This is a genomic window from Bradyrhizobium sp. ISRA430 (assembly GCF_029909975.1).
Lineage (GTDB): Bacteria > Pseudomonadota > Alphaproteobacteria > Rhizobiales > Xanthobacteraceae > Bradyrhizobium.
This window is the reverse complement of record NZ_CP094516.1, coordinates 686614-709650: the sequence shown is the minus strand read 5'-3', so window position 1 is coordinate 709650 and position 23037 is coordinate 686614. Positions and strand designations below refer to the sequence as shown.

The window sequence follows — 23037 nt, the reverse complement described above, 5'->3', positions numbered from 1 at the left end:
CCCTTACTTCTTTCCGTAACTCACGCCCATGCCGGCACGGACGTCGCTTTGAATGCCATAGGGCGGGATCGGATAGCGCAGGCCGTTCTTGGCCAGCGCCTTCATGCCCTCAACCGCCTTGGCGAGATGATCCGGCTTCAGTGCCATCAGCATCTCCTCGTCCGGCACGCCGCCATAGCGCCGTTCGGCATAGCATGGCAAGGATAGGCTGGGCTCGCCGGTCTTCAGCGCCCGCCCCCAGGAATCCGCGCACGCAGTCTCCCCGACGACGCCCCATTCGAACTTCCTGTAGCCGGTATATTGCAGCCCGTTGATGAGGATGATCATCTGCCCCGGCGTCGCATAGACGAGGCAGATGTCGGGCGGATTCAGCCGGCCGCTCGCGAGCGGGCTCACCGCAAGCGCCTGGTACTGGCCGAACGGCACGACGTCGAGCGCCTCCTGGCGCTTGCGCGCATCCTCCGCCGTGCCGTGCCAGACGCCGACATAGTTCTCGCCGGCGAGCCATTGCTCGTCCTGCGGTGCGAGGCCAATCACCGCGCGGCACTGGGCGCCGACGAGATCGTCGGCAGTGATGCCGACGGTCCATCCAAGCCGCGCTGCCATGCTGACGATCTGGTCGGTGGTGTGGATCGCGTTCGGCCGCCGGATTTTCGGGACTGCCTCCATGTCGGCGGCGCGCGCGAACAGCTTCATGCCGATCACGGTCGTCTTCAGCCGCAACAGGCTGTTGAGATCGGCCACGAGGCCGGCAAGATCGATCGTCTTTGCACTCTCTCGCTGCATGGCGTCCTCCGGCCCGGCGATCGCTGCGCCGGTCATCTTCGTTTTGTCGTCGTTTCTAATCCTTGGCCGGTCCCGGAAGCAAATCCGCGGTCCGGCCCACCAGGCGATAGGCGACGAGTCCGATCCATTCGCGCACGGCAACGTCGGTGCGGGTCAGCCCGTCACTGCTTGAATTGGTGAAGGTGAAGAGATCCTCGCGTCCTCCCATCCGCCAGTCTACCGGATAGGCCTCGACATCAAATCCGGCCGCGCGGAACAGCCCGATCGAGCGCGGCATGTGAAAGGCCGAGGTGACGAGAAGCCAGCGCTCGCCGGGTTTCGGCGCGACCAGCTCCTTCGTGAACAGCGCATTCTCGTAGGTATTGCGCGAGTTCCGCTCCATGATCAGGCGCTCTTTGGGAATGCCGATATTTTCCAGGATGATGCCAGACCAATCGGCCTCCTTGGCATCGCCCGAGATCAGGTCGGAGTTGCCTCCGGTGAAGACGATCCGCGCTTTCGGGTAACGCCGCGCCAGCTCGGCCAGCGCCAGCATGCGATCGGCTGCGTGGCGCACGATCGGCGCATCATGCACGGCCGACAAGTCCGGGTCGACCGAACCTCCGAGGACGATGATGCCGTCGGGCGCGCCTCGCGACGGATCCCACGGCGGAAAGCGCGACTCCAGCGGATAAAGCAGGAGATTGCCGAGCGGCGAGAAAGCAGCGAGCGCCAGCAGAATGAGCGCGGTGCCGGCGAGCTTGCGGCCGAGCGCCGCATAGCGCGTCGCCATCAGAACGAGCGACAGGATTCCGAGCTCGACAATGAAATTGATCGGCAACAATGCGACGCCGAGCGTCTTGGACAGGACGAAAAACAGGGGAGCCTCGCAGGAATGATCGAGCGGTCACGCGCGGGCTTGACCTGCCCATCCATCTTCAGAAATCTTCTTGAAAGAGGTTCGATTGCCGGGTCAAGCCCGGCAATGGCGAGTTCTGATGAAAACCGGATGTGATCGATGAACCATCACCACCTGCATGCAAGTGCCGAGACCTGCCACTGGGGCTTCTTTGAGGCCAAACTCAGGCCGGTGCTGACGATCGAAAGCGGCGATGAGGTCACGATCGACACCATCAGCGGCGGCCCGGACGTGGTGCCCGACCGCAACCGATTTCATATTCCGCCCGAGCTGCTCGAGGTGCACGCAAAGTCCGAGCGCATGCTGCCCGGCCACATCCTCACCGGTCCGATCGCGATCGGCGGCGCCGAACCAGGCGACGTGCTCGAGGTAGAGATCCTCGACGTGCAGCTTCGGCAGGACTGGGGCTACAATCTGATCCGGCCTCTGTCCGGTACCCTGCCCGAAGATTTCCATGAGCCGCGCATCCTCAACATCCCTCTGGATCGGTCGCGCATGGTCGGCCGCCTGCCCTGGGGCCTCGACTTGCCGCTCAAACCGTTCTTCGGCGTGATGGGCGTGGCACCGCCGCCGGCGTGGGGCCGCATCTCCTCGCTCATTCCGCGCGCGATGGGCGGTAATCTCGACAACAAGGAGCTGGTCCCGGGCGCAACGCTGTATTTGCCGGTGTTCGTGCCGGGCGCGCTGTTCTCCTGCGGCGACGGCCATGGCGTGCAGGGCGACGGAGAGGTCTGCGTCACCGCGATCGAGACCGCACTGCAGGGCCGCTTCCGTCTCACGCTGCGCAAGGACATGAAGCTCGCCTACCCGCGCGCCGAAACGCCGTCGCACTACATGACCATGGCGATGGACCCCGACCTCGACCAGTGCGTGGTCCGCGCGCTGCGCGACATGATCGCGCTGCTTGGCGAGAAGCGAAACCTGTCGCGCGAGGACGCCTATACGCTGTGCAGCCTGGCCGCCGATTTGCGCGTGACGCAGACGGTCAACGGCTCAAAGGGCATCCACTGTATGATCGCCAAATCGGTCGTGCACGGCTAGGCCACCCCGCCTCCTTCCCTCCTCTCCCGCTTGTCCGCCGCCCGGCACCTCCGCGCGGCGCGCTTGCGTGCGAGGCTTTTTCTCCAGCGATTCCAACGACCTCAGGCTTGGTTACGATTCGGATTTGACATCCAGACGAACCTAAATAGAGTCTTAATCGTTACTTTTATGTACCTGAGTAAGAGGCTAGCGTTCGGGCCATGGCCACCGAAAAAGCCGAGACTGACCGCATACCCGTAACGTTGGCGCTCTCGACCATCACGTATCTCGAAAAACTGGTGAGACAGGGCACCCACGGCACGAGCGTTCCCGGCGTCGCGCGGACATTGATCGAGGAAGGCATCCGTCTCGCCATTAAGGACGGCTTGCTGTCGATTCGCGACAATGGGAGGACGTGAGGCGCAGGAACGAGGGACGCGGACAGAACTTGGGAGGTGGCCGGCGATCATCTGCAACCTGGGACCGTCACCGATGCCTGCACCTTCACCAACCTGGACCGACGAACGAATCGCACTTCTGAGACAGCACTTCGAGGCCGGCCTCTCCTGCCGCGAGATCGCCGCCGACATCGGCGTCAGCCGCAATGCCGTGATCGGCAAGCTGTCCCGGCTCAATCTCACGCGCGGCCGGACGAGCGACGAGCGCAGGCTCCCGGACAAGAGCTTTGCGCCGGCGCGCGCATCGAAGGCAGTGCCGCGGCTGCAATACGAAATGCTCGCCACGATCTACGGCGAGACCGAACGTCCTGTAATCTTTGAGCCGATCGACGAGGCCAACCGCTGCTCGCTGATGGAGCTCGGCAAGAATCGCTGCCGCTGGCCGATCTCAACGCCTGGCGCGGCCGATTTCTGCTTCTGCGGCAATGTCGCGCCCGACGGCCAGTCCTATTGCACCGGCCACAGCCGCCTCGCCTATCGGCCGAATTCACGCGCGCGCTTCATCCGCGGCTAAGGCGAACGCCAACTCCCCAAAATTAAAAACCTCCGGCAGGGCATTGCCGGAGGTTTCTGGAGGCTTAGCATGAAGCTAAGAGCCGTGACTTTCGTAATCGGCTAACGGCTTTATAGCTTAGTAACTCAGGTAAGTAAATAAGTTTGACGACGGTCGAATCGCATAGCTCGTCTTCGTCGCTTGCGTGAGAGGCTTTCCGATTTTCCGGAAGCCTCTCGCCTTCTTGAAGGAAAGCCCCGGCGGTTTCCCGCCGAGGCTTCGTCAGATCCGCGGACCCGAACTTACCAGTTGCGCTGGGCGCGCAGCAGGAGGCTGTAGGTGTCCTGATCCTTCAGCTCGTACGCGGCCGCCGGCTTGGCGACAGCCGTCTGCGCCGGCGCCGTGATCACGCCCGAGTACTTCTGGTCGAGATGGCTGTAAGTGAAGTCAGCCGAGAAGGTCAGACCCTTCACCGGCGTCCAGCGGGTGATGACACCCACCTGGCCGATGTTGAAGTCCGGGTTGCAGGTGCCGGTCAGCGTGGCGAACGCGGCGCTGCCGCAGATCAGGCCTTTCGCCGTGCCGTTGTAGTTGACAGCGGCCCATGCACCGTACAGCGCCGTGTTCCAGTACGGATTCCAGTTGTGGGTGTAGGCACCACGGAAGCCGTAGGTCTTCGTCAGCTCGAGGTTGCCGCCCGGACCGAACACCGCATCCGACACGCCGGCGAAGCCGATGCTCTGATACGCGTTGCTGGAGCTGCCGAACATCGAGTAGCTGGTCGCCGCCAGCTCCTGGAAGTTGTAGCGGCTCGCACCCTCGGTGTAGACGCCCGACACGTTGATCACGTCGCCTGCGCCGGTTGGGATGTTCTTGATCGACAAAGCGAGCTGAACGGCCCAGCCCCACTTGTCCTCCGGATGGCCCGTCGCCTCGGTCGCGCCATAGTAAGCGGCGTGGTTGTCGTGCGCCGCGACCGACGCCTGGAACAGGCCCCAGGCCTGGTCGACACGGATCATGCCGACGATGTCGGGCGACCTGCTGCCGCCGAGATTGTTGGAGCCGTAAGCGCCGCCGAGGACGCCCGAGGTCGTCATGCCGGCGGTGTTCCAGATCGCGGTCTGGAAGACCTGGGTCTGGTCCTGCACCGAGATCGCGCCCGTGATGCCCTGGCCGAAATCGGCCGTGTAGGTGAACTGGTTCACACCGTTGGTCGTGCCGCTGCCGCCGACGAGCTGGTCGAAGTTGTTGCCGGGATAGTTGATCCAGGGCGCGTCGAACTGCGACACCGACTTACCCATCGTGAAGCCGGCGAACTGGATGAAGGCGTAGTAGACGCCGAGCGCGCCGCCCGAGAGGTTGCCGTCGGTGCCGTTGACGGCGCCACTGCTCGAGCCGACCAAGCCGGTGCCGGCGGCATTGAGACCGAGCGTTCCGCTATACTGGGTTGCGCCCGTTGCGCTGCCGGTGCCGACATAGTTGCCGGTCGTCCAGGTGAAGACCGCATCGAAATAGGTGCGGACCACGCCATATTCGGTCGCGGTGCGCGTATCGATGTTCAGATCTTCACGAGCACGCATCGAGTAGTAGTTCGTCAGGCGGTTGTTCGCCGCGAAGACGTTGTTGTACTGTGCGCTGTAGTTGCCGCCCGCATTGAGCGCGACTTCCGCACGCAGATAGCCGCCCAGCTTCACGCAGGTGTCGCTGCCCGGGATGTAGTAGAAGCCCGCGCCGTACAGCGAGCAGACCTTCACGTATTCGACCGCCTTGGCCTTGACCGGAAGATCGGCCGCCTGAGCTCCGCCGACGGCGATCAGACCCGCCGCAGTGCCGAGCAAAAGGCTCTTCACCACTCTCATTTAAACCTCCAAGTTGCTCATTTTGCGGAGACGGACCGTCAGGCCCCCCAGATCCCCGCCTCAAAAAACCGCTCGGCCGCTTCGCGCCTTCGGACACACCCGCTTGAACGCGAGGGACTTGAGCGAACCACCTGCAACGGGACGATTGAGAACCCCCACCGTCGGCCATCAATATGCCTGCGTCGTTCCGTTAATCAAAATAGTTTATTAGATCATCTTTGCAGATTCACTACCCCTGTGTTCCCGGCGCAACACCCAGCTTGAGTCAATCTGCTGAGCTGGTCACTTGTGTAATTTTCGTGACACAATTACTTTGCTCTGCACTTGCGTCAGGGCAGACTTGCGTGAAGTATGGCGGCAGATGACACCGGCCAGAAGAATCAGATCACGGGAGTGACGCTGTGTCCGCGACGAGGAAGGAGGGAGCGCGCCTGCGCTCCATCGGAAATCTGGATATCATCAGGCGCTTCACCTGGGAGATATCCTCGATCAACATGTACCTCGAGGAGCTGCGGCAGTTCTGGGCCAGGACGCTCGGCATCAGCGGACCACAATGGCTGATTCTGATGGCCATCTCCGATCTCGACAAGGACGACGGCGTGCCCGTCAACGTGGTCTCGAAACTACTGCACGTCGATCCATCGTTCGTCACCACCCAGTCCAAGCTGCTCGAAAAGAAGGGCCTCTTGCGCCGCCGGCCGTCACCGACCGATGCCCGGGTGGTGCGACTGTCTCTGGTCGAGAAGACTCAGAAGCACATCGCCAGCCTCAACGAACAATACAAGACGATCCGCGAATTCGTCTTCCAGGAGTTCGACGAGCACGAGCTGACCGAATTCACCGCAAGGCTCGCGACATTGAAGATGCGCCTCGAAAAGGCCTGCGTCCGGATCTCCCACGACCTCTGACGCTGCCGCTAGCGCTTTAGATGCGCCGGCCGGCCAGCCCGAGCCGCGATTCGAGCCAGTCGAAGATGAACTCGTTGGCGAGCGTCGGATTGTCGGCGTGTGCCTGCGCCGCGCCGGTCTCCTCCGACGAAAATACCTTCAGCATGATGTCCTGCGAGCCCGGCCGGGATTGCCGGACAATTTGTCGCGCCCGCTCCGGCTTCAGCCAGCCCTCGTCGCCGATGGTGATCAGCACCGGACAATCGAGGCTGCTGGCCATCAGCGGCGAATGCGGCACCGGGACGATGCTCACGTCGTTCATCGCGAAGCGGCTCGCCAGGAACGCGCGCTCGTGGAGGTCCCACAGACCGCCATCGCAGACGGCGGCGGCAAGCCGTGGCTCCTGCAGGACCGCGCGCGCCACGAAGGACGAACCCCAACCGTCAGCGACAATCGCGACACGGCCGAAATCGACGTCGTTGCGCGTTCCCAGATAGTCCATGACGCTGGCGATCGAGCTCTCGAGGTCGCGGCGCCGCAGCAACTCGTCGAGATAATCGTCGCGCTGCTCGCCGAACAGATCGATCGCAAGCAGCGACAATCCGCGCTCGCGCGCATGCGGCGCAAGCTTGAACAGGAACTCTTCCTTCCGATGGCCGGGCTCACCGATGCAGATCACGGTCGGCGTCGGCCCCGTCGCCGAAGGCGCCGGCACGAAGTAACCCTGCAATGAATGACCGTCCGCCCAAGGCAGCGTGACGACCTCGCCGGCTGGATCGCGCGCGGCGAGGTAGCTGCGCGCGCATTCCTGCATCGCGAGCACGGCGACCCAGCGACGATCGTCGGCCGGATCGAGCGGCATGGCCGAGGCGCTGTAGTAGTTGATCGCCCGCAGCCAGTTGCGCTGCGCGCTCGCTCTGTGGCCTTCGGCGAACGCCGCCTCGGCGCGCTGGCGATTGACCCGCGCGAGCTTCTTCCATTCCCGATGCCAGGACACTTCATCGCCCCGCCGCAAGCGGCGTGCGATCAGCAGGCATTCCGCGATGGTGGCGCCGCCTTCCTGGGCTGCCGTGAGCAGGCGTGTGAATTCGGCGGAAAGGTCCTCCCTCTCCGGCCACAGGGTCCAGTCATCGGAGAGGCATGCGGGTATCATCGGGAGCGCTTCGTCGCTGGTATTGCGATTGATTGACTAAACTATTTTAGTTCGCCGACCAAGCTGGCGCGGTTCAACAGAAGCCCGTTTGAGATCACCATCGCTTGAACGCACCGATCATGTCGCATGCGTGACATGCCGTTTCTTCATACGAAGGCGATCGCGCGCGATGTTCAGCAAGGATATTCACAGGCGCGCCTCTTGCCATGATGGACATCATACCTATATCGCTTGCGCTCGCGCGGCGGTCTCAGCCAAGCCGCCAGCCGACCTCCTGCGTGAAGCTTTCGTAGAAGGTGCGGTCATAGGCTTGTTCGGGCGTGGCGCGCACGCGTTCGTCGAGACGCTTTGCGTCCTCGCCGACCAGGATGCGCCACCTCTCTGCCTTCACGCCGTCGAGAATGATTCGCGCCGCCTGCGCTGCGGTCGTCGGCGCGTCCTCGAGGAAGCTGCGGGCTCGCTCAGCGAACGTCGCCTGGATATCCTCATCCGACATTTTGTCAGCATCTGGCACGCCGGCGGCGACCATGCGCGTGCGCGTCAGCGCGACCTCGTCGGGATTGAGGCGGTCGGAGCCGTCGCCGCTCTGCACCTTGCGCGAGTTCGACACGATCGAGGTGCCGACGTGGCCCGGCATCACCACAGAGCATTTGACATGCGGGGCGTGCAGGCGGAGATCGTTGATCAGCGCTTCGGTAAACCCCTTCACAGCGAACTTCGCCGAGCTGTAGGCGGTGTGTGCCTGGTTCATGCCGATCGAGGCCCAGAAGCCGTTGACGCTGGCAGTGTTGACGATGTGGGCTTCGTCGGCCTTGACCAGCATCGGCAGGAAGGTTCGCACCCCCAGATAGACGCCGCCCCAGCAGATGTTGAAGGTGCGCTCCCACTGCTCGCGCGTGTTGGTGAACATGCTGCCGCCACCGCCGATGCCGGCATTATTGAACAGGAGATGGATCTTGTCGGTCATCTGCTGCTCGGCGAGCTCGTCGCGAAAGCGCTTCAGATGATCCTCGATCGAGACGTCGGCGACATGCGTGGTGATGCGCAGACCCTGCGGCAGCTTCTCGACCTCGCACAGCCGCTTGGTCTCGGCCATCGCGGCTTCCGAGACGTCGCACATCGCGACGTTGCAGCCTTCGGCGACGAGCTGGCGCGCGAGCTCTCGTCCCATCCCTGTCCCGCCTCCGGTGATGACGGCGATCTTTCCTGCAAAATCCTTCATGGGACGTCTGCCCCTCCCTTATCGGCTTGTTTCTTCACCCTCGTTCGTCGGCACCGGCCGTGCCGGACCAGGCGCAAAATGTAGCAGCGCCGCATCCGCAGGTAAAAGCGGATGGGCGCTGCATCGGAACGTCGGTTATTTCGACGGGCGGACTATTCGGCCGCCGCAATGTGGCTGAGATCACTCGCGCTCTGCTTGACGCCGACGACCAGCGGCACCTTGGTCATGATCCGCGTGAGCAGCGCCGGCGAAACGTACGACCACGGCACGCGTTTCCTGATCATTCGTGGCGGCCCCACTCTTTTGGCGGGTATCCGAGCCTAACGTTTGCCGGGCTTGCAAGAAGCGCTGTTGCCGCGACCCAGCCCTTACGATCACTCATTCCTGTTGGTTCCCCGTATTTGTCCGGCTTCGGCTCGAGGGGCATTTTTTTACAATCCGAATCGTCAAATGAGATTCGGAAGCTGGCTCATGTCCGCCTGTCCGGCGTGTCGCTGCAGACACAGGCTGTGGCACTCCGCTTGCATCCTCCTCGTGGCCAGAAACAACCAAAGAGGTGACATGCATGTTTGTGACCGTCGTAGCCGTACTCTGCCGACTTGGCGGGGCTGCCTCAGGTAGCTGCGTCGAGGAAATCGTGACTGATAGCAACATGACGCCCGAGATTTCGATGATGCAGTGCGCGATCGGCGCACAGGCAGGCCTTGCGAAATGGATGGGCGAGCATCCGATCTATCACGTCAACTGGCGCATCGAGCGCTACAAATGCGTGCCCGGCCACTACGAGATCAAGGGCCACGCGTAAGGCCAGGCCCGCAAGAATCCGGGTTCGGAGGAAACGCCCCAAAGGGGCCATCAAGGGGACAGCGAGAGAGGCAGTCCCACCCCGCCGCCGACGCGCGGCAGAAGCCGCCATGTCACCCCGACAAACCGCTCTTGGTCTGATAGCGATTGCGCCAGCGCTTAAGCCACTGCGCGCAGGATGATGTTGCGCGCCTGTCGGCCTTCCGGCGTCGGCATCAGCACGAAATTGTGCGGCTGGTCACGCAAGAGATGCAGCTCGACCGCCACGCCCGCCGCCCTTGCCCTTGCAGCGAGATCCACGCTGTCGGGATAGAACAGATCACGCGTCCCGGAGAAGATGATCAAAGGCGCGAGCGAACGGAACGCGCCGTTCAACGGGCTGACGAAGGGATGGCCGACATCGAGCTCGCCGGCATAGAGGCGCGCCGCCTCGATGATGCCCGGAATGTCCTGGATGGGATCGCGCGCCGCGAGCGCCACCTGCTCCGGGCGGCTGATCGATGCATCCGCGGCCGGCGAGATCAGCACCAAGCCACTTGGCTGCCGGTGACCGCGATCGCGCAGCCACTGGCACGCCGCGAGCGCCAATCCCGCGCCAGCCGAATTGCCGACCACTGTAACCTTGGCGGATCCGGCATCTTCCAGCAGCATCCGCAGCAGCTCGGCCGTCGCCGGCACGACCTCCTTCGCGGTGACGCCGGGCGCGAGCGGATAGATCGGCACGACGCAACTGATGCGCGCCTTTCGCGTCATCTCGCCGACGAAGCGCCAATGCGCGGGAACGATCTCGTTGATGAAACCGCCGCCATGCAGGAACATGACATGGTTGCCGCCTTCGTGGCCTGCGGACGGTGCCGTGTAGTAGACTGGCCATCCTCCCATCTTCGTCAGGGTCACATCGACGCCGCGGCCGAGTCCGGTCGGCTGATGCGATGCCGGCTGCAAGGTCAGCTTTCGCACATGCGCCTGCACGGCCTCGGCCGACGCGAGCTGCTTCTTGAACGGCAGGCACCGCAGCAGCACGTTGAAGCACCTGCTCTGCAAGCTTGGCCTGGCATCGTTCGAAAGCGAATCCCGCGCGAGGTTGCTGCCCGCATGCACCCGCCCTATCGACAACATCTTCGCAACGCTCATGCTCATGTCCTCGCCCTGCTGCGCCGGCCGGCACGACGGTTCTATCCATCCGTCGCCGCTCGCGCATATAATGCGAGCGTTCACTCGCTTTTCATACTCGCATTCGGACCGCATGACATGGCGCGCAAGCCGCTCACAAAACCCCGGAAAAATGCCTCGCAAAGCCGGTCGCGCGCCACGGTCGACGCGCTGGTCGAGGCAACCGCTCGCATTCTGGTCCGCGAAGGATTCGAGAAGGCCAGCACCAACCGGATCGCCGAGCTGGCGGGCGTGAGCGTCGGCTCACTCTACCAGTATTTTCCGGGCAAGGAGGCGCTCGTCGCCGCCTTGATCGATCGCCACAATCAGGAGATCATGCAAATCGTCCGCGCCGTGCTCGCAGAAGCCGCCGTACTGCCAATCGAGAAGGCCGTGCGCAAGCTCGTCGCGGTCGCAATCGAGGCGCATCAGATCGACCCAAAGCTGCATCGCGTGCTCGCCGAGCAGATCCCGCGTACGGGTCAGCTCAAGGATGTCGAGGCCTTCAACCGCGAGATCCTCTCCCTCGTCCGCGCCTATCTCGAGAGCCGCCGCAGCGAGCTGCGCAAGCTCGATCCGGGCCTCGCAGCCTTCGTCTGCGTCAGCGCGATCGAAGCGGTCGCGCACAACGCGGTCCTGAATCAGGCCGACACACTGTCGGACAAGATGGTCAGGACGCTAATCGATGAGACGACGCGGCTCGTGGTCGGGTATTTGCAATAGCAGTCGATGCCCCGGCAGAGCTTCTGGGTCGCTTGGCATTGCCCCGCTCGGCAAAGCACTCGAGGATCTGGATGCGAAGTTCTTCCGCCACCGGTCCCTCGACCTTCCTGAGCTGATTCCAAAGCCGGATCGCTTCACGCTGCTTCTCAATGTCCATGGGTCACCTCCAACGATAAAGAGAACATAAGAAGAACAAAAAGTCCAGCGGCACTGGTTCGCTTACTTCGTCACAGAAGTGGATATCGAACGGGCCGTCCGCGCGACACGCAGCGCTCCAAAATCAGTCCTGCGAAGTTCGTGAGATGATTGCGAGATATGCGAGCAGGCAGGCAGACCAAACGCGCAGCCAGACGACGAATGCTGAGCCCGCAGAGGGCTCTCAGGCGCGTGCGGCCGGCCGGCCCTACGCGGACCGACCTTCTCAAAACGACATTGAAAGAAATTGGAAAAGTTGGTCGGAGCGAGAGGATTTGAACCTCCGACCCCTAGTCTCCCAGACTAGTGCGCTAACCGGGCTGCGCCACGCTCCGAATGTCGTTCCATTAGCTAGGATCGCCGCTTTGCGCAAGGCGAGCCGCACCATTTTGCTGCCCGCTTCGCGTCCCCGGAACTGATCTCCGGGATAGCGACAAAGACGACGGACCGCCGCTCAGCCGTCCTTTAGCGCCTGGTCGAGCAATTCCCGGCAGGCGACGAGGTCGGTGAGCACCCGTTCCAACCGCTCCCGGTCCGCGGCGCTGGGACCGGCGCGCTCGGTGCCGCCCTTGCGGAAGGTGGTGAGGATTTCTTCGTCATCGATCTCCGCGAAGCGGAAATCGATGCCTTCCTCCTCCTCGCCCTGGTAGTCGTCGTCGTCGGCGTCAGTGACGCCGCGGATGGGCGCCTCGTCATCGGTCTCCATCAGGCTCTGGCCGATGGCGTCCTCAATCGCCCCGAACGACACCGCGGCCGCGCTGTCGGCGAGGCCCTGCACCGACTTGACGCCATGTTCTTTCAATATCCGCTGCACCCCGCGGATGGTGTAGCCCTCCCCGTAGAGGAGCCGGCGGATGCCTTTGAGCAGGTCGACGTCGTCGGGGCGGTAGTAGCGGCGGCCGCCGCTGCGCTTCATCGGCTTGATCTGCGAGAAGCGCGTCTCCCAGAAGCGCAGCACGTGCTGCGGAATGTCGAGTTCCTGGGCTACTTCGCTGATGGTGCGGAACGCATCCGGCGCTTTGTCCAAATGCAAAATCCTTTGCGCGGGCGATTACGCCTCCGGTTGAGCCTTTGTGCCATCGCCGTTGCCACGGTGCTGGGCGTTGATCCGCTGCTTGAGGATCGCAGACGGCTTGAACACCATCACCCGGCGCGGCGAGATCGGCACCTCGGTGCCGGTCTTCGGATTGCGGCCGATACGCTGGCCCTTCTTGCGCACCATGAATGAGCCGAACGAGGACAGTTTCACCGTCTCGCCCCGCTCCAGGCAGTCGGTGATCTCCTTCAGCACGAGTTCCACAAACGCAGACGACTCAGTGCGCGATAAGCCGACCTTTTGGTAGACGGCTTCGCAGAGGTCAACACGCGTTACGGTTTTACTAGTCTCGGTCATCGCCCTGCCCCACATCACGGCGAACAATTGTTGTCTAAAATTAGGAGGTTACGGGACGGCGGTCAACACCGCTCATCCATGCAGACGCATCGACAATCGGAGATGATTCGGGCAAAATTTTATCGACTGTGGCTACCAGCGCACCAGCGCAGAGCCCCAGGTGAAGCCGCCGCCCATCGCTTCGAGCAGAACCAGATCGCCGCGCTTAATGCGGCCGTCCTTGCGCGCCACCGACAGGGCCAGCGGAATCGAGGCCGCCGAGGTGTTGCCGTGGCGGTCCACCGTCAGAACCACCTTCTGCGGTGCGATATGAAGCTTGTGCGCCGAGGCGTCGATGATGCGCTTGTTGGCTTGGTGCGGCACGAACCAGGTGATGTCTTCGGCATTGAGGCCGGTGGCCTCGAACGCATCGACGATCACGTCGGTGATCATACCGACCGCGTGCTTGAAGACCTCGCGGCCCTCCATGCGCAGATGACCGACGGTCTGGGTCGAGGACGGGCCGCCATCGACGAACAGCTTGGCCTTGTGGCGGCCGTCGGAGCGCAGATGCGTGGTCAGCACGCCGCGGTCGGTCGCGGCCTTGCCCGGCTGCTCCTGCGCCTCCAGCACGACCGCGCCGGCGCCGTCGCCGAACAGCACGCAGGTGCCGCGGTCATTCCAGTCGAGGATGCGCGAGAAGGTCTCCGCGCCGATGACAAGCGCGCGCTTGTAGGCGCCGGTGCGCAGGAAATTGTCGGCAGTGGCGAGCGCAAATACGAAGCCGGAGCAGACCGCCTGGAGGTCGAAGGCCGCGCCATGGTTGATGCCGAGCCCCTGCTGCACGGCGACCGCGGTGGCCGGGAACGTGTTGTCGGGCGTCGAGGTCGCCAGCACGATCAGCTCGATCGACTGCGCGTCCACGCCCGCGTCAGCGAGCGCGGCCTGTGCCGCCTTGATCGCGAGATGCGAGGTGAATTCGCCGTCGGCGGCGATGTGCCGCTCGCGAATGCCGGTGCGCTGCACGATCCACTCGTCGGACGTGTCGATGCGCTGGGCGAGTTGCGCATTGGTCACGACCTGCTCCGGCAGATAGGCGCCGCAGCCCAGCACGACCGAACGAATTTGAGTCACGAAACAGCCTCCTGCGCGGTCGGCACGGACTTAAGCGCGCCCCCGTCGCGGTTGAGCATCTGATTGATCTTGTTCAGGAGATCGTATTGGACCATCTCATAGCCAACCTCGATCGCATAGGCAAAGCCTTCGGCGTTGATTCCACCGTGGCTCTTAACCACGACGCCGTTCAATCCGAGGAACACGCCGCCGTTGGACTTGTTCGGGTCCATCTTGTCGCGAAGGGTTCGGAAGGCGCTCCGCGCGAAGAGATAACCGAGCTTGGACATCCAGGTCCGCTGGATCTCGTTGCGGAGAATTTCCGCTATCTGCCGCGCGGTGCCCTCGGCGGCCTTGAGCGCGATATTGCCGCTGAAACCCTCGGCGACGATCACATCAGCTAAGCCCTTACCGATGCCGTCGCCCTCGACGAAGCCGATATAGTCGAGCTGGGGAAGGTTGAGCGTGCGCAGCCTTTCCCCCGCCTCGCGGATCTCTTCGTGGCCCTTGATCTCTTCGACCCCGATATTGAGCAGGCCGACCGTGGGTCGCTTCTTGTCGAACAGCACGCTCGCCATCGTCGCGCCCATCACCGCGAGCGCCACCAGGTGGTCGGCATCGCCGCCGATGGTGGCGCCGAGATCGAGCACCACGGAATGGCCACGCATGGTCGGCCAGGGCGAGGCGAGCGCCGGACGGTCGATGCCGGGCAACGTGCGTAGGTTGAAGCGCGACATCGCCATCAGCGCGCCGGTATTGCCGGCCGAAATCGCGGCATCCGCCTCGCCTTTCTTCACCGCGTCGATGGCGAGCCACATCGAGGAGTTCCTGCGGCCGCGCCGCAGCGCCTGGCTCGGCTTGTCCTCCATGCTGACGGCAACGTCGGTATGGATGATCCGCGAGGCGGCCTTGAGCTCCGGATGCCTGTCGAGTTCGGGCTCGATTTTGGCGCGGTCCCCGACCAGCAGGAATTCGGTGTTGCGGTGCCTGGCGAGCGAGATGGCGGCACCGGGAATGACCACGGGGGCGCCGACATCGCCCCCCATGGCGTCAAGCGCAATGCGAACCTTGCTTGGCATAAACGTCCCGGAAACCTGGTCTCGTGCGGTCGTAAACTAGCGGGGCCGCATAATGGGTTCGCCACGAATATGACGATTGGTCAAGCGCCACGCCGCACCCGGACCCGGCCGCGACAATAGCGTTTTGTCATCCTGAAACAACCTCTTGCCCCCAGTCTTTTGAATCTCGGGCGATCTGGTCACGGAGGCGAAAATTCCCAGAAAATGCATGGAAATCATATAGCTACGCCGACCTCTCAACGCATCGCCCCAATCGCCTCACGCCGGATCGCAAGGCCACGCGGCCCGGCGGGCGCGCCTATTGGCCTTTTTTCCCCTCCTGCAGCGCCTTAAGCGCGGCAAACGGATGATCCTCCGGATCGGGGCCGGTGACATCGGTCTCGAACACGGCGCCCGGCTTGCGGGGATAGGGATCGATCGCGAGGAATAGCGCGTCGGTGGCAAGCCGGCCGAGGTCGATGATCCCGCCCACAATCGCTTCCGGCGGGTCGGCGACCTCAGGGGGCTCCTCGGTGTCCTGCCCCTCCTCGATCAGGTCGGCCAGCCGCCGCGCCTCGGCCTCGGGCGCGAACATCAGGTCGATCTCCTCGTCGATATCATTCTCGATCGGGTCGAGCGTCACCACACAGGTCTGGCCGATCCGGGCGCGGACCTGGCCGGTAACGTGGACCCGGCCGCCGCTCTTCGGCGTCAGGTCGAAGGCGGCATGGGCGGACAGGATCTCGCGCAGGCCGGCAGTATCGGCCAAGGCCTGCCGCTGCGCGACTGATGCCTCCAGCTCGCGGTGCAGACCCACATCGGGGATTTGCGCGACGATGACGGGCACGCGCCAAGGGTCGGGCTCGGGTCCGGCGTTCGGTCGGCTCATGGTGTCGCACCCTCCCGAAGCGGTGGTGGAAATTCGAATGACGCGAGCAGCAGCGCCGACTCGTCGGCCCGGCCGAGATCAGCCTCGGTCGCCTGGGCATAAGCGGCAAGCTGGCGCGCCTGCTCCATCCCGGTGCCATTCAAGATATTCTTTGAAATCGCCGATGCCAGCGCTTCGCCGCCCTCATCCATCGCCCGGTCATAGGCCTGTGCGCGGCCATAAAAGGCCTCGCCGAAGGCGCGCATCCGCTTCGGGACGGTCTGGTCGCCGACGCCCATCTCGCGCAGATTGTCGTCCATGTCCTCGCAGAAGCGGTCGAACAGCGCCTGAGACAGCGCCGCACCGTCCCGGGCCGCCCGCAGGCGCCGCAGCAACAAGCACAAATGCAGCAGCAACAGGTCGAATCGGCCATTAACCGTATCCGGGACGCCCAACTCCCGGTAAAATATGGGTTCTCGCGCCTGCGTCACGATCATGCCATAGATGGCTTCAATGGTGCCGCGCGGGGCTAGCCGGGGTTTCCTGAAGTGATTGAACGGCCAAACCATTGTGGGCTCCGCAAGGGGGCGTGCGCGTGTTGCAATCGCAGCCTCCGCCCGGTACTTCAGCGCCTCGCGCGACGCAAGGGGACGGAATCAGTTCCACGATGACGACAATGAATCAGACCCGCCTGCGCGCAAGTGAGCCGCGCGGTCTTCATGCGCGCTGGCGCGCGTTGCGCCTGTTTGCGGCCGCCGCCCTCGTCGGCGCGGCGCTTGCGGGCTGCACCGGCGAGCAATTCCAGAAGGGCTACATCCTGCCGCCAGGCGCGCTCGAGCAGATTCCGATCGGCGCGAGCCAGGACCAGGTGCTGATCGTGATGGGCACACCCTCGACGGTCGCCACCCTCGACGGTGAGGTCTTCTACTACATCTCCCAGCGCTCCGAACGCCCGGTCGCCTTCATGAACCAGAAGGTTGTCGACCAGCGCGTGATCGCGATCTATTTCGACAAGAACCGGCGCGTGCGCCGCCTTGCGAACTATGGCCTCCAGGACGGCAAGATCTTCGACTTCATCAGCCGCACCACGCCGACCTCGGGCCAGGAGATGAGCTACCTCACGCCGCTGTTCAAGCTGCTCAGCTTCAACTGAGGCCTCGAGCTCAGGTTTTGGCCTGCGGCGTCGTGCCGCCCTCGGCGCGGCACATGCCGTCGCGCGCGGCTTGCCGATGCGCGCCGTGTTCCCTAGGCTCCCTGCAAAACAAGAAGCAGGGAGTGGATTCGTGCCCAAATTGTTGTTGTCCCGCCGTAGCGTGCTCGCCGGTGCTGCCGGTCTTTCGGCCGCAGCCATCCTGCCGCGATCGAGCCTTGCGGACTGGAAGCCGACCGAGAATGTCCGCCTCATCGTGCCGGCCGCGGCCGGCGGATCGACCGACGTCATGGGCCGGCTGCTCGCCGCTCATTTGCAAACCGCCTGGGGCCAGTCGGCCTTCGTGGAAAATCGCTCCGGCGGCGGTGGCACGATCGGTACGGCGGAAGTGGTCCGCGCCAAGCCGGACGGCCACACCATCCTGATCGGCAATCCGGGGCCGAACGCGATCGCCTACAGCATCTTCAAGAATCTCTCGTATAAGCCGGACCAGCTCCAGCCGGTCTCCAACATGATCCGGATCCCGAACATCGTGTCGGCGCATCCGAAGACCGGCATCAAGTCGGTCGACGAGCTGATCGCCTATCTCAAGGCCAATCCGGACAAGCTCAGCTACGCCTCCTCCGGCGTCGGCCAGAGCCCGCATCTCACCGGCGCCTGGTTCCTGCAGCTCACGGGACTGAAGATGACGCACATCCCATTCCGCGGCGCCGGCCCCGCGCTGCAGGCCGCCCTTGCCGGCGACATCCAGATCCTGTTCGATAACCTCTATCCTAGCCTGCCGCAGGTGCAGAACGGCGCGCTCAACGGGCTCTGCGTGACCACGACCGAGCGCAGCGACCTCGCGCCGAACCTGCCGACCATGCGCGAGAGCGCGCCGGAGCTGGCCAATTTCGACGTGTCGTCCTGGTTCGCGGTGTTCCTGCCGAAGGGCGTCCCCGCCCCTGTGCTCGAGGCGCTCAACCTCCAGGTCAAGGCGATGCTGGAACGCGACGAGATCAAGAAGCAGATTGCCGCCATGGGCGCCCGTGCTGACTACGGCAGCCCGCAACAGTTTGCCGGCTTTGTGGACGCCGAGACGAAGAAGTTCGCGGGCATCATCCAGAAGGAAGGCCTGCAGATGGACGTGCAGTAGGCGAACCGCGCCGGTCTATCTCCCTCACGCTGAGGAGGCCGCGCAGCGGCCGTCTCGAAGCACGAGGGCCACCAGCGGGGCCTTCATCCTTCGAGACGCGCGTTCCGCGCTCCTCAGGATGAGGAAGCAATCATCGGAATCGTTGGCTCAAGACAGAAACAAAAAACCCGCGGCTCGCGCCGCGGGGTTTTGTCTTGAACCGAAGACGCCGATCAGTGCGCCAGGATCGCGAGCAGCAACAGCGCCACGATGTTGGTGATCTTGATCATCGGGTTCACCGCCGGGCCGGCCGTATCCTTGTAGGGATCGCCGACGGTGTCGCCGGTCACCGCGGACTTGTGGGCGTCAGAGCCCTTGCCGCCGAAATGGCCGTCCTCGATGTACTTCTTGGCGTTGTCCCAAGCGCCGCCGCCCGAGGTCATCGAGATGGCGACGAACAGACCCGTCACGATCACGCCCAGCAGCATCGCGCCCACCGCCGAGAACGCGGCCGACTTGCCGGCCGCCCCCCCGCCCGCAATTGCGTAGATCACGAAGTAGACGACGATCGGCGACAGCACCGGCAGCAGCGAGGGGATGACCATCTCCTTGATCGCCGCCTTGGTGAGCAGGTCGACCGCCTTGCCGTAGTCCGGCTTGTCAGTGCCCTGCATGATGCCGGGCTTCTCGCGGAACTGACGTCGCACTTCCTCCACGATCGCGCTGGCCGCACGGCCGACCGCGGTCATGCCCAGTGCGCCGAAGAGATACGGCAGCAGGCCGCCGAACAGCAGGCCCACCACGACGTAGGGATTGTTGAGCGAGAAGTCCGGATTGACGCCGGCGAAGTAGGCGTGCTGTGCGGACCCCGCGACGAAGAACTTGAGGTCCTGGTTGTAGGCTGCGAACAGCACCAGGGCGCCGAGACCGGCGGAGCCGATCGCGTAGCCCTTGGTCACCGCCTTGGTGGTGTTGCCGACCGCATCGAGCGCGTCGGTTGACTTGCGCACCTCCTTCGGCAGGCCCGCCATCTCGGCGATGCCGCCGGCATTGTCGGTGACGGGACCGAAGGCGTCGAGCGCGACGATCATCCCGGCCAGCGCCAACATGGTGGCGGTCGCGATCGCGATGCCGAACAGGCCGGCAAGGCTGTAGGTGACCAGGATGCCGGCGATGATGACAATCGCGGGCAGTGCGGTCGCCTCCATCGAGACCGCAAGGCCCTGGATCACGTTGGTGCCGTGACCGGTCACCGAGGCCTTGGCGATCGACTTCACCGGGCGATAGTCGGTGCCGGTGTAGTATTCGGTGATCCAGATGATCAGCGCGGTGACGACGAGGCCGACGACGCCGCACTCGAACAGCGCCATGCCGGTGTACTCGACACCCTCGAGCTTGCCGAAGCCGATCAGGTAGTAGATCACCAGCGCGATGCCGATCAACGACAGGATGCCAGTAGCGATCAGGCCCTTGTAGAGCGCGCCCATGATCGACTGGCTCGGCCCGAGCTTCACGAAGAAGGTGCCGATGATCGAGGTGATGATGCAAATGCCGCCGATCGCGAGCGGCAGCGTCATCATGTTGGCGAGGATCGGTGTCTTGGCGAAGAAGATCGCCGCCAGCACCATGGTGGCGACCGCGGTCACCGCATAGGTCTCAAACAGGTCGGCTGCCATGCCGGCGCAGTCACCGACGTTATCGCCGACGTTATCGGCGATAGTCGCCGGGTTGCGCGGATCGTCCTCCGGGATGCCCGCCTCGACCTTGCCGACGAGGTCGCCGCCGACGTCCGCACCCTTGGTGAAGATGCCGCCGCCGAGACGCGCGAAGATCGAGATCAGAGAGGCACCGAAACCGAGCGCCACCATGGCGTCAACCACGGTGCGGCTATCGGGCGCGAGCTTCAGCGAATGGACCAGGAAGCCGAAATAGAGGGTCACGCCGAGCAGCGCGAGACCCGCCACCAGGAGACCAGTGATCGCACCCGCCTTGAAGGCGAGTTCGAGGCCGCCGGCCAGAGACGTCGTCGCGGCCTGGGCGGTGCGCACATTGGCGCGGACCGAGACGTTCATGCCGATAAAGCCGGCCGCCCCCGACAGGACGGCGCCGATGGCGAAACCAATCGCGACATAGACTCCGAGGAAATAGGCAAGCAGCACGAAGATGACGATGCCGACGAGACCGATCGTGGTGTACTGGCGCCGCAGGTAGGCCTGTGCGCCTTCGCGCACCGCTCCCGCAATCTCCTGCATGCGCGGTGACCCCGCATCCGCGCCCAACACCGAAGACGTCGCCCAGATCGCGTAGACGACGGAAAGCACTCCGCAGAGCACTATCAACCATAATGCTGTCATGTGATTTTTTGCCTCAGATCCTTGATGTACCCCCGGCGCCTTTGTGTTTTTCCGTCATGCGGGTGCGGCGCCTTGATGTTGAACAGGGCCGCCCCTTGCCCGAAGGGGCGGCCCCAGTCGGTCATGAGCTTGCCAAAATCAAATTGATGGTGCAACGCCGGAAGCGGCCGAAAACGCCGATCTCAGCACGTATTTAGGGCGAAGGCGCCAGATCTGGAGACGTTCCTAGAAGTGGCTGTAGGACAGCCGCTGCAGCACCAGTTCCTTGCCCTGGCCGTCCAGGAAACGCGGCCGCTCGGAGCCTTCGACGATCGTGCCGATGGCCGTCACCGCAACGCCCACCGCCCGCCCCGCGGCAATCAGCGCATCGCTTTGGGCGGCCGGGACAGTGCACAACACCTCGTAGTCGTCGCCCCCGGAAAGCAGCGTCTCGATGCCGACGGCATTGCGCGCAACCAAGCCGGCTGCTGCAGCGGACAGCGGCACGCTCGCGACCTCAATGGTCGCCGAGACGCCCGATGCTGCGCAGAGCTTCGTCAAATCGCCGGCCAGCCCGTCCGAGACATCCATCGCTGCGGTCGCGTGGTCGCGCACTGCCTCTGCCAGCGGGTTGCGCGGCTGCGGCACGCGATAGCGCGACACCAGCATCTCCTCCGCACGCGGATCGGAGGCCAGCGCCTGGGCAGCCGCCCCGCCCTTGAGAATGTCGAGGCCGAGCGCGGCATCGCCGATCGTCCCCGTCACCAGGATGCGATCGCCGAGCCTAGCACCGGTGCGGCTGACCATCCGTCCGTGCGGCACCCGGCCGAAGGCGGTGATCGAGATCATCTGCGGTCCCGGCGTCGACACCGTGTCGCCGCCGAGCAGCGGGCATGCGAACGCCTTCGCGTCCTCGCCGAGCGCATCCGCGAACGCCCCGAGCCAGGCATCCTCCTTGCTGCGTAGCGCCAGCGTCAGCACGAAGCCGGCTGGCACCGCCGCCTTGGCGGCGAGATCGGACAGATTCACCCGCAGCGCCTTGCGTGCGACGGTGCCGGGCGGATCGTCGGCAAGATAATGCACACCTTCGACCACGGCGTCGGTGGTGACGACGATGTCCTCGCTGGATGATCTCAGGATGGCGGCATCATCGACGAGGCCGAACGCACCGGGATCAGTCGCCAGCGGCTTGAAATAGCGCGCGATCAGGGAGTCTTCGGCCGAGGTGTCTCGCGTGTTAGTCATTTGACGCTAGCCCCACACTCCACTGTCATCGCCCGGCTTGACCGGGCGATCCAGTACGCCGAGACGCCGGATATCAATTACCGCTGCCGCGGCGTACTGGATCACCCGCTTTCGCGGGTGATGACAGCGGAACGTACAACTACCCCCGCCCGAACTCGTCACCGCGAAACTGGCGGCCGATCTGGTCGAGCACCGCGTTGACCATGCCGGTCTCCTCGCGATCGACGAAGGCATTGGCGACGTCGACATATTCGGAGACGACGACGCGACCCGGAACGTCCTTGCGGTGTTGAAGCTCATACGCCCCGGCCCGCAGCACCGCGCGCAGGATCGCCTCGATGCGCTTGAGCGGCCAGCCCTTCGATAACGCTTCGTCGATCAGGGGATCGAGCTTCTTCTGGTCGCGCACCACGCCCGAGACGACGTCCCGGAAGAACGCCGCTTCCGCCGGCAGGTACTTGTCGCCCTCGACCTCGTTACCGAGCCAGTGGCTCTCGAACTCGGCGAAGATGTCGTTGATGCCGGCGCCCGCGATGTCCATCTGGTACAACGCCTGGACCGCGGCGAGCCGCGCCGCACCGCGCCGGTTCGCTTTCTTCTCCAGACCGCCGGCCTGCTTTTTGCCATTGTCAGCCATGTGTCAGGCCCGCGCCAGGCGGCGTTTGATGCGCAGCATGGCCAGTGCGGCCCGCGCGGCATCGCCGCCCTTGTTCAGTTCGCTTGCTCGCGCCCGCGCCCAGGCCTGCGCTTCGGTGTTGACGGTAAGAATGCCGTTGCCGAGCGGCAGTTTCCGCGAAACCGCAAGATCCATCAGCGCGCGCGAGGATTCCTGCGAAACGATCTCGAAATGGATGGTGTCGCCGCGGATCACGCAGCCGAGCGCGACCACCGCGTCATAGGGCTTGCCGTTCGCCGCAGCCGCGTCGACCGCGATCGCGACCGCCGCCGGAATCTCCAGCGCGCCGGGAACCGTGATCACGTCATGGGTCACGCCCGCCGCCTTCAGCTCGGCCACGGCGCCCTCCAATAGCGCATCCTGCAGATCGTCATAGAACCGTGCCTCGACGATCAGCGCGCGCGCGCCGGAGATGTCGGTCTGGTCCTTCAGGGGTGCGCGCCGCGCGTCTGCCATCT

General features: G+C 64.1%; 24 protein-coding genes, 1 tRNA gene and 1 pseudogene. 8 read left to right on the top strand and 18 right to left on the bottom strand.

The genetic code is table 11. The features are described from left to right. Positions 1-3: 3 nt before the first annotated feature. Both MTX21_RS03825 and MTX21_RS03820 read right to left on the bottom strand, forming a co-directional pair. Positions 4-786 carry a DUF169 domain-containing protein gene (locus tag MTX21_RS03825; RefSeq protein WP_280970960.1) on the bottom strand — a complete coding sequence of 261 codons (783 nt, stop codon included), beginning with the start codon at positions 784-786 and terminating at the stop codon, positions 4-6. Between the two features lie 55 nt (positions 787-841). Then, positions 842-1609 (bottom strand): YdcF family protein, encoded by a 768-nt coding sequence (locus MTX21_RS03820; RefSeq protein WP_280970591.1) that lies wholly within the window; start codon positions 1607-1609, stop codon positions 842-844. A gap of 174 nt (positions 1610-1783) precedes the next feature. On the opposite strand from MTX21_RS03820, the gene MTX21_RS03815 reads away from it, so the two are divergent. From MTX21_RS03815 to MTX21_RS03805, 3 genes are all read left to right on the top strand, one after another. Further along, on the top strand, positions 1784-2725 hold the full coding sequence (locus tag MTX21_RS03815) for an acetamidase/formamidase family protein (protein WP_280970590.1): 942 nt from the start codon (positions 1784-1786) through the stop codon (positions 2723-2725). A gap of 200 nt (positions 2726-2925) precedes the next feature. Then, on the top strand, positions 2926-3123 hold the full coding sequence (locus MTX21_RS03810) for a hypothetical protein (protein WP_007603456.1): 198 nt from the start codon (positions 2926-2928) through the stop codon (positions 3121-3123). A 73-nt stretch (positions 3124-3196) separates the two neighbouring features. Then, positions 3197-3676 carry a GcrA family cell cycle regulator gene (locus MTX21_RS03805; protein WP_280970589.1) on the top strand — a complete coding sequence of 160 codons (480 nt, stop codon included), beginning with the start codon at positions 3197-3199 and terminating at the stop codon, positions 3674-3676. Between the two features lie 281 nt (positions 3677-3957). On the opposite strand, the gene MTX21_RS03800 is transcribed toward MTX21_RS03805, so the two are convergent. Next, a complete protein-coding gene (locus tag MTX21_RS03800) occupies positions 3958-5514 on the bottom strand; it encodes a porin (RefSeq protein ID WP_280970588.1) in 1557 nt (518 codons plus the stop codon). Between the two features lie 401 nt (positions 5515-5915). Here MTX21_RS03800 and MTX21_RS03795 point away from each other — a divergent pair, with 401 nt between their 5' ends. Beyond that, positions 5916-6422 carry a MarR family transcriptional regulator gene (locus MTX21_RS03795; RefSeq protein WP_279377375.1) on the top strand — a complete coding sequence of 169 codons (507 nt, stop codon included), beginning with the start codon at positions 5916-5918 and terminating at the stop codon, positions 6420-6422. 16 nt (positions 6423-6438) lie between these two features. Here the strand turns inward: MTX21_RS03795 and MTX21_RS03790 are convergent, their stop codons facing one another. From MTX21_RS03790 to MTX21_RS03780, 3 genes and pseudogenes are all read right to left on the bottom strand, one after another. Further along, the gene (locus tag MTX21_RS03790) at positions 6439-7554 is read right to left on the bottom strand and encodes an alpha/beta hydrolase (protein WP_280970587.1); all 1116 of its coding nucleotides are present in this window, start codon (positions 7552-7554) and stop codon (positions 6439-6441) included. Positions 7555-7804: 250 nt separating this feature from the next. Beyond that, a complete protein-coding gene (locus tag MTX21_RS03785; RefSeq protein ID WP_280970586.1) occupies positions 7805-8776 on the bottom strand; it encodes an SDR family NAD(P)-dependent oxidoreductase in 972 nt (323 codons plus the stop codon). Positions 8777-8952: 176 nt separating this feature from the next. After that, positions 8953-9045 (bottom strand): annotated as a pseudogene (locus tag MTX21_RS03780) (dihydrodipicolinate synthase family protein); the annotation flags it as partial. Between the two features lie 368 nt (positions 9046-9413). Between MTX21_RS03780 and MTX21_RS03775 the strand changes: the two are divergent. Further along, positions 9414-9581: a hypothetical protein gene (locus MTX21_RS03775; protein ID WP_279377372.1), complete on the top strand. Its 168-nt coding sequence runs from the start codon at positions 9414-9416 to the stop codon at positions 9579-9581. Between the two features lie 158 nt (positions 9582-9739). On the opposite strand, the gene MTX21_RS03770 is transcribed toward MTX21_RS03775, so the two are convergent. Continuing rightward, the gene (locus tag MTX21_RS03770; protein ID WP_280970584.1) at positions 9740-10714 is read right to left on the bottom strand and encodes an alpha/beta hydrolase fold domain-containing protein; all 975 of its coding nucleotides are present in this window, start codon (positions 10712-10714) and stop codon (positions 9740-9742) included. A gap of 117 nt (positions 10715-10831) precedes the next feature. On the opposite strand from MTX21_RS03770, the gene MTX21_RS03765 reads away from it, so the two are divergent. Next, positions 10832-11455 carry a TetR/AcrR family transcriptional regulator gene (locus MTX21_RS03765; RefSeq protein ID WP_280970583.1) on the top strand — a complete coding sequence of 208 codons (624 nt, stop codon included), beginning with the start codon at positions 10832-10834 and terminating at the stop codon, positions 11453-11455. A gap of 452 nt (positions 11456-11907) precedes the next feature. Here the strand turns inward: MTX21_RS03765 and MTX21_RS03760 are convergent. The 7 genes from MTX21_RS03760 to MTX21_RS03730 form a co-directional block, all read right to left on the bottom strand. Further along, a tRNA-Pro gene (locus tag MTX21_RS03760) sits at positions 11908-11985 on the bottom strand. A 119-nt stretch (positions 11986-12104) separates the two neighbouring features. Beyond that, positions 12105-12677, bottom strand: a complete 573-nt coding sequence (locus tag MTX21_RS03755) for a MerR family transcriptional regulator (RefSeq protein ID WP_280970582.1) — start codon at positions 12675-12677, stop codon at positions 12105-12107. 24 nt (positions 12678-12701) lie between these two features. Continuing rightward, the gene (locus MTX21_RS03750; protein WP_280970581.1) at positions 12702-13043 is read right to left on the bottom strand and encodes an integration host factor subunit alpha; all 342 of its coding nucleotides are present in this window, start codon (positions 13041-13043) and stop codon (positions 12702-12704) included. A gap of 132 nt (positions 13044-13175) precedes the next feature. Continuing rightward, positions 13176-14156 carry a beta-ketoacyl-ACP synthase III gene (locus MTX21_RS03745; protein ID WP_280970580.1) on the bottom strand — a complete coding sequence of 327 codons (981 nt, stop codon included), beginning with the start codon at positions 14154-14156 and terminating at the stop codon, positions 13176-13178. After that, positions 14153-15214, bottom strand: a complete 1062-nt coding sequence (gene plsX, locus MTX21_RS03740; protein WP_280970579.1) for a phosphate acyltransferase PlsX — start codon at positions 15212-15214, stop codon at positions 14153-14155. The genes MTX21_RS03745 and plsX overlap by 4 nt, the downstream gene beginning before the upstream one ends. A gap of 298 nt (positions 15215-15512) precedes the next feature. Next, entirely contained in the window at positions 15513-16082 is a 570-nt protein-coding gene (locus MTX21_RS03735; RefSeq protein WP_280970578.1) for a DUF177 domain-containing protein, read from the bottom strand. After that, positions 16079-16630, bottom strand: a complete 552-nt coding sequence (locus MTX21_RS03730) for a ubiquinol-cytochrome C chaperone family protein (RefSeq protein WP_280970577.1) — start codon at positions 16628-16630, stop codon at positions 16079-16081. Before MTX21_RS03730 ends, MTX21_RS03735 begins: the two co-directional genes overlap by 4 nt. Before the next feature lie 98 nt (positions 16631-16728). Between MTX21_RS03730 and MTX21_RS03725 the strand changes: the two genes are divergently transcribed. Both MTX21_RS03725 and MTX21_RS03720 read left to right on the top strand, forming a co-directional pair. Beyond that, positions 16729-17214 (top strand): outer membrane protein assembly factor BamE, encoded by a 486-nt coding sequence (locus MTX21_RS03725; RefSeq protein WP_280970576.1) that lies wholly within the window; start codon positions 16729-16731, stop codon positions 17212-17214. Between the two features lie 130 nt (positions 17215-17344). Next, the gene (locus MTX21_RS03720; RefSeq protein ID WP_280970575.1) at positions 17345-18346 is read left to right on the top strand and encodes a tripartite tricarboxylate transporter substrate binding protein; all 1002 of its coding nucleotides are present in this window, start codon (positions 17345-17347) and stop codon (positions 18344-18346) included. Positions 18347-18558: 212 nt separating this feature from the next. On the opposite strand, the gene MTX21_RS03715 is transcribed toward MTX21_RS03720, so the two are convergent. The 4 genes from MTX21_RS03715 to ribH all read right to left on the bottom strand — a co-directional run bounded on the left by MTX21_RS03715 (position 18559) and on the right by ribH (position 23035). Next, complete coding sequence (locus tag MTX21_RS03715; protein ID WP_280970574.1) at positions 18559-20679, bottom strand: sodium-translocating pyrophosphatase; 2121 nt, start codon at positions 20677-20679, stop codon at positions 18559-18561. Between the two features lie 225 nt (positions 20680-20904). Further along, positions 20905-21903, bottom strand: a complete 999-nt coding sequence (gene thiL, locus MTX21_RS03710; RefSeq protein WP_280970573.1) for a thiamine-phosphate kinase — start codon at positions 21901-21903, stop codon at positions 20905-20907. A 139-nt stretch (positions 21904-22042) separates the two neighbouring features. Then, on the bottom strand, positions 22043-22540 hold the full coding sequence (nusB, locus tag MTX21_RS03705; protein ID WP_063708904.1) for a transcription antitermination factor NusB: 498 nt from the start codon (positions 22538-22540) through the stop codon (positions 22043-22045). Between the two features lie 3 nt (positions 22541-22543). Continuing rightward, on the bottom strand, positions 22544-23035 hold the full coding sequence (gene ribH, locus MTX21_RS03700; RefSeq protein ID WP_280970572.1) for a 6,7-dimethyl-8-ribityllumazine synthase: 492 nt from the start codon (positions 23033-23035) through the stop codon (positions 22544-22546). Between the last annotated feature and the right edge of the window lie 2 nt (positions 23036-23037).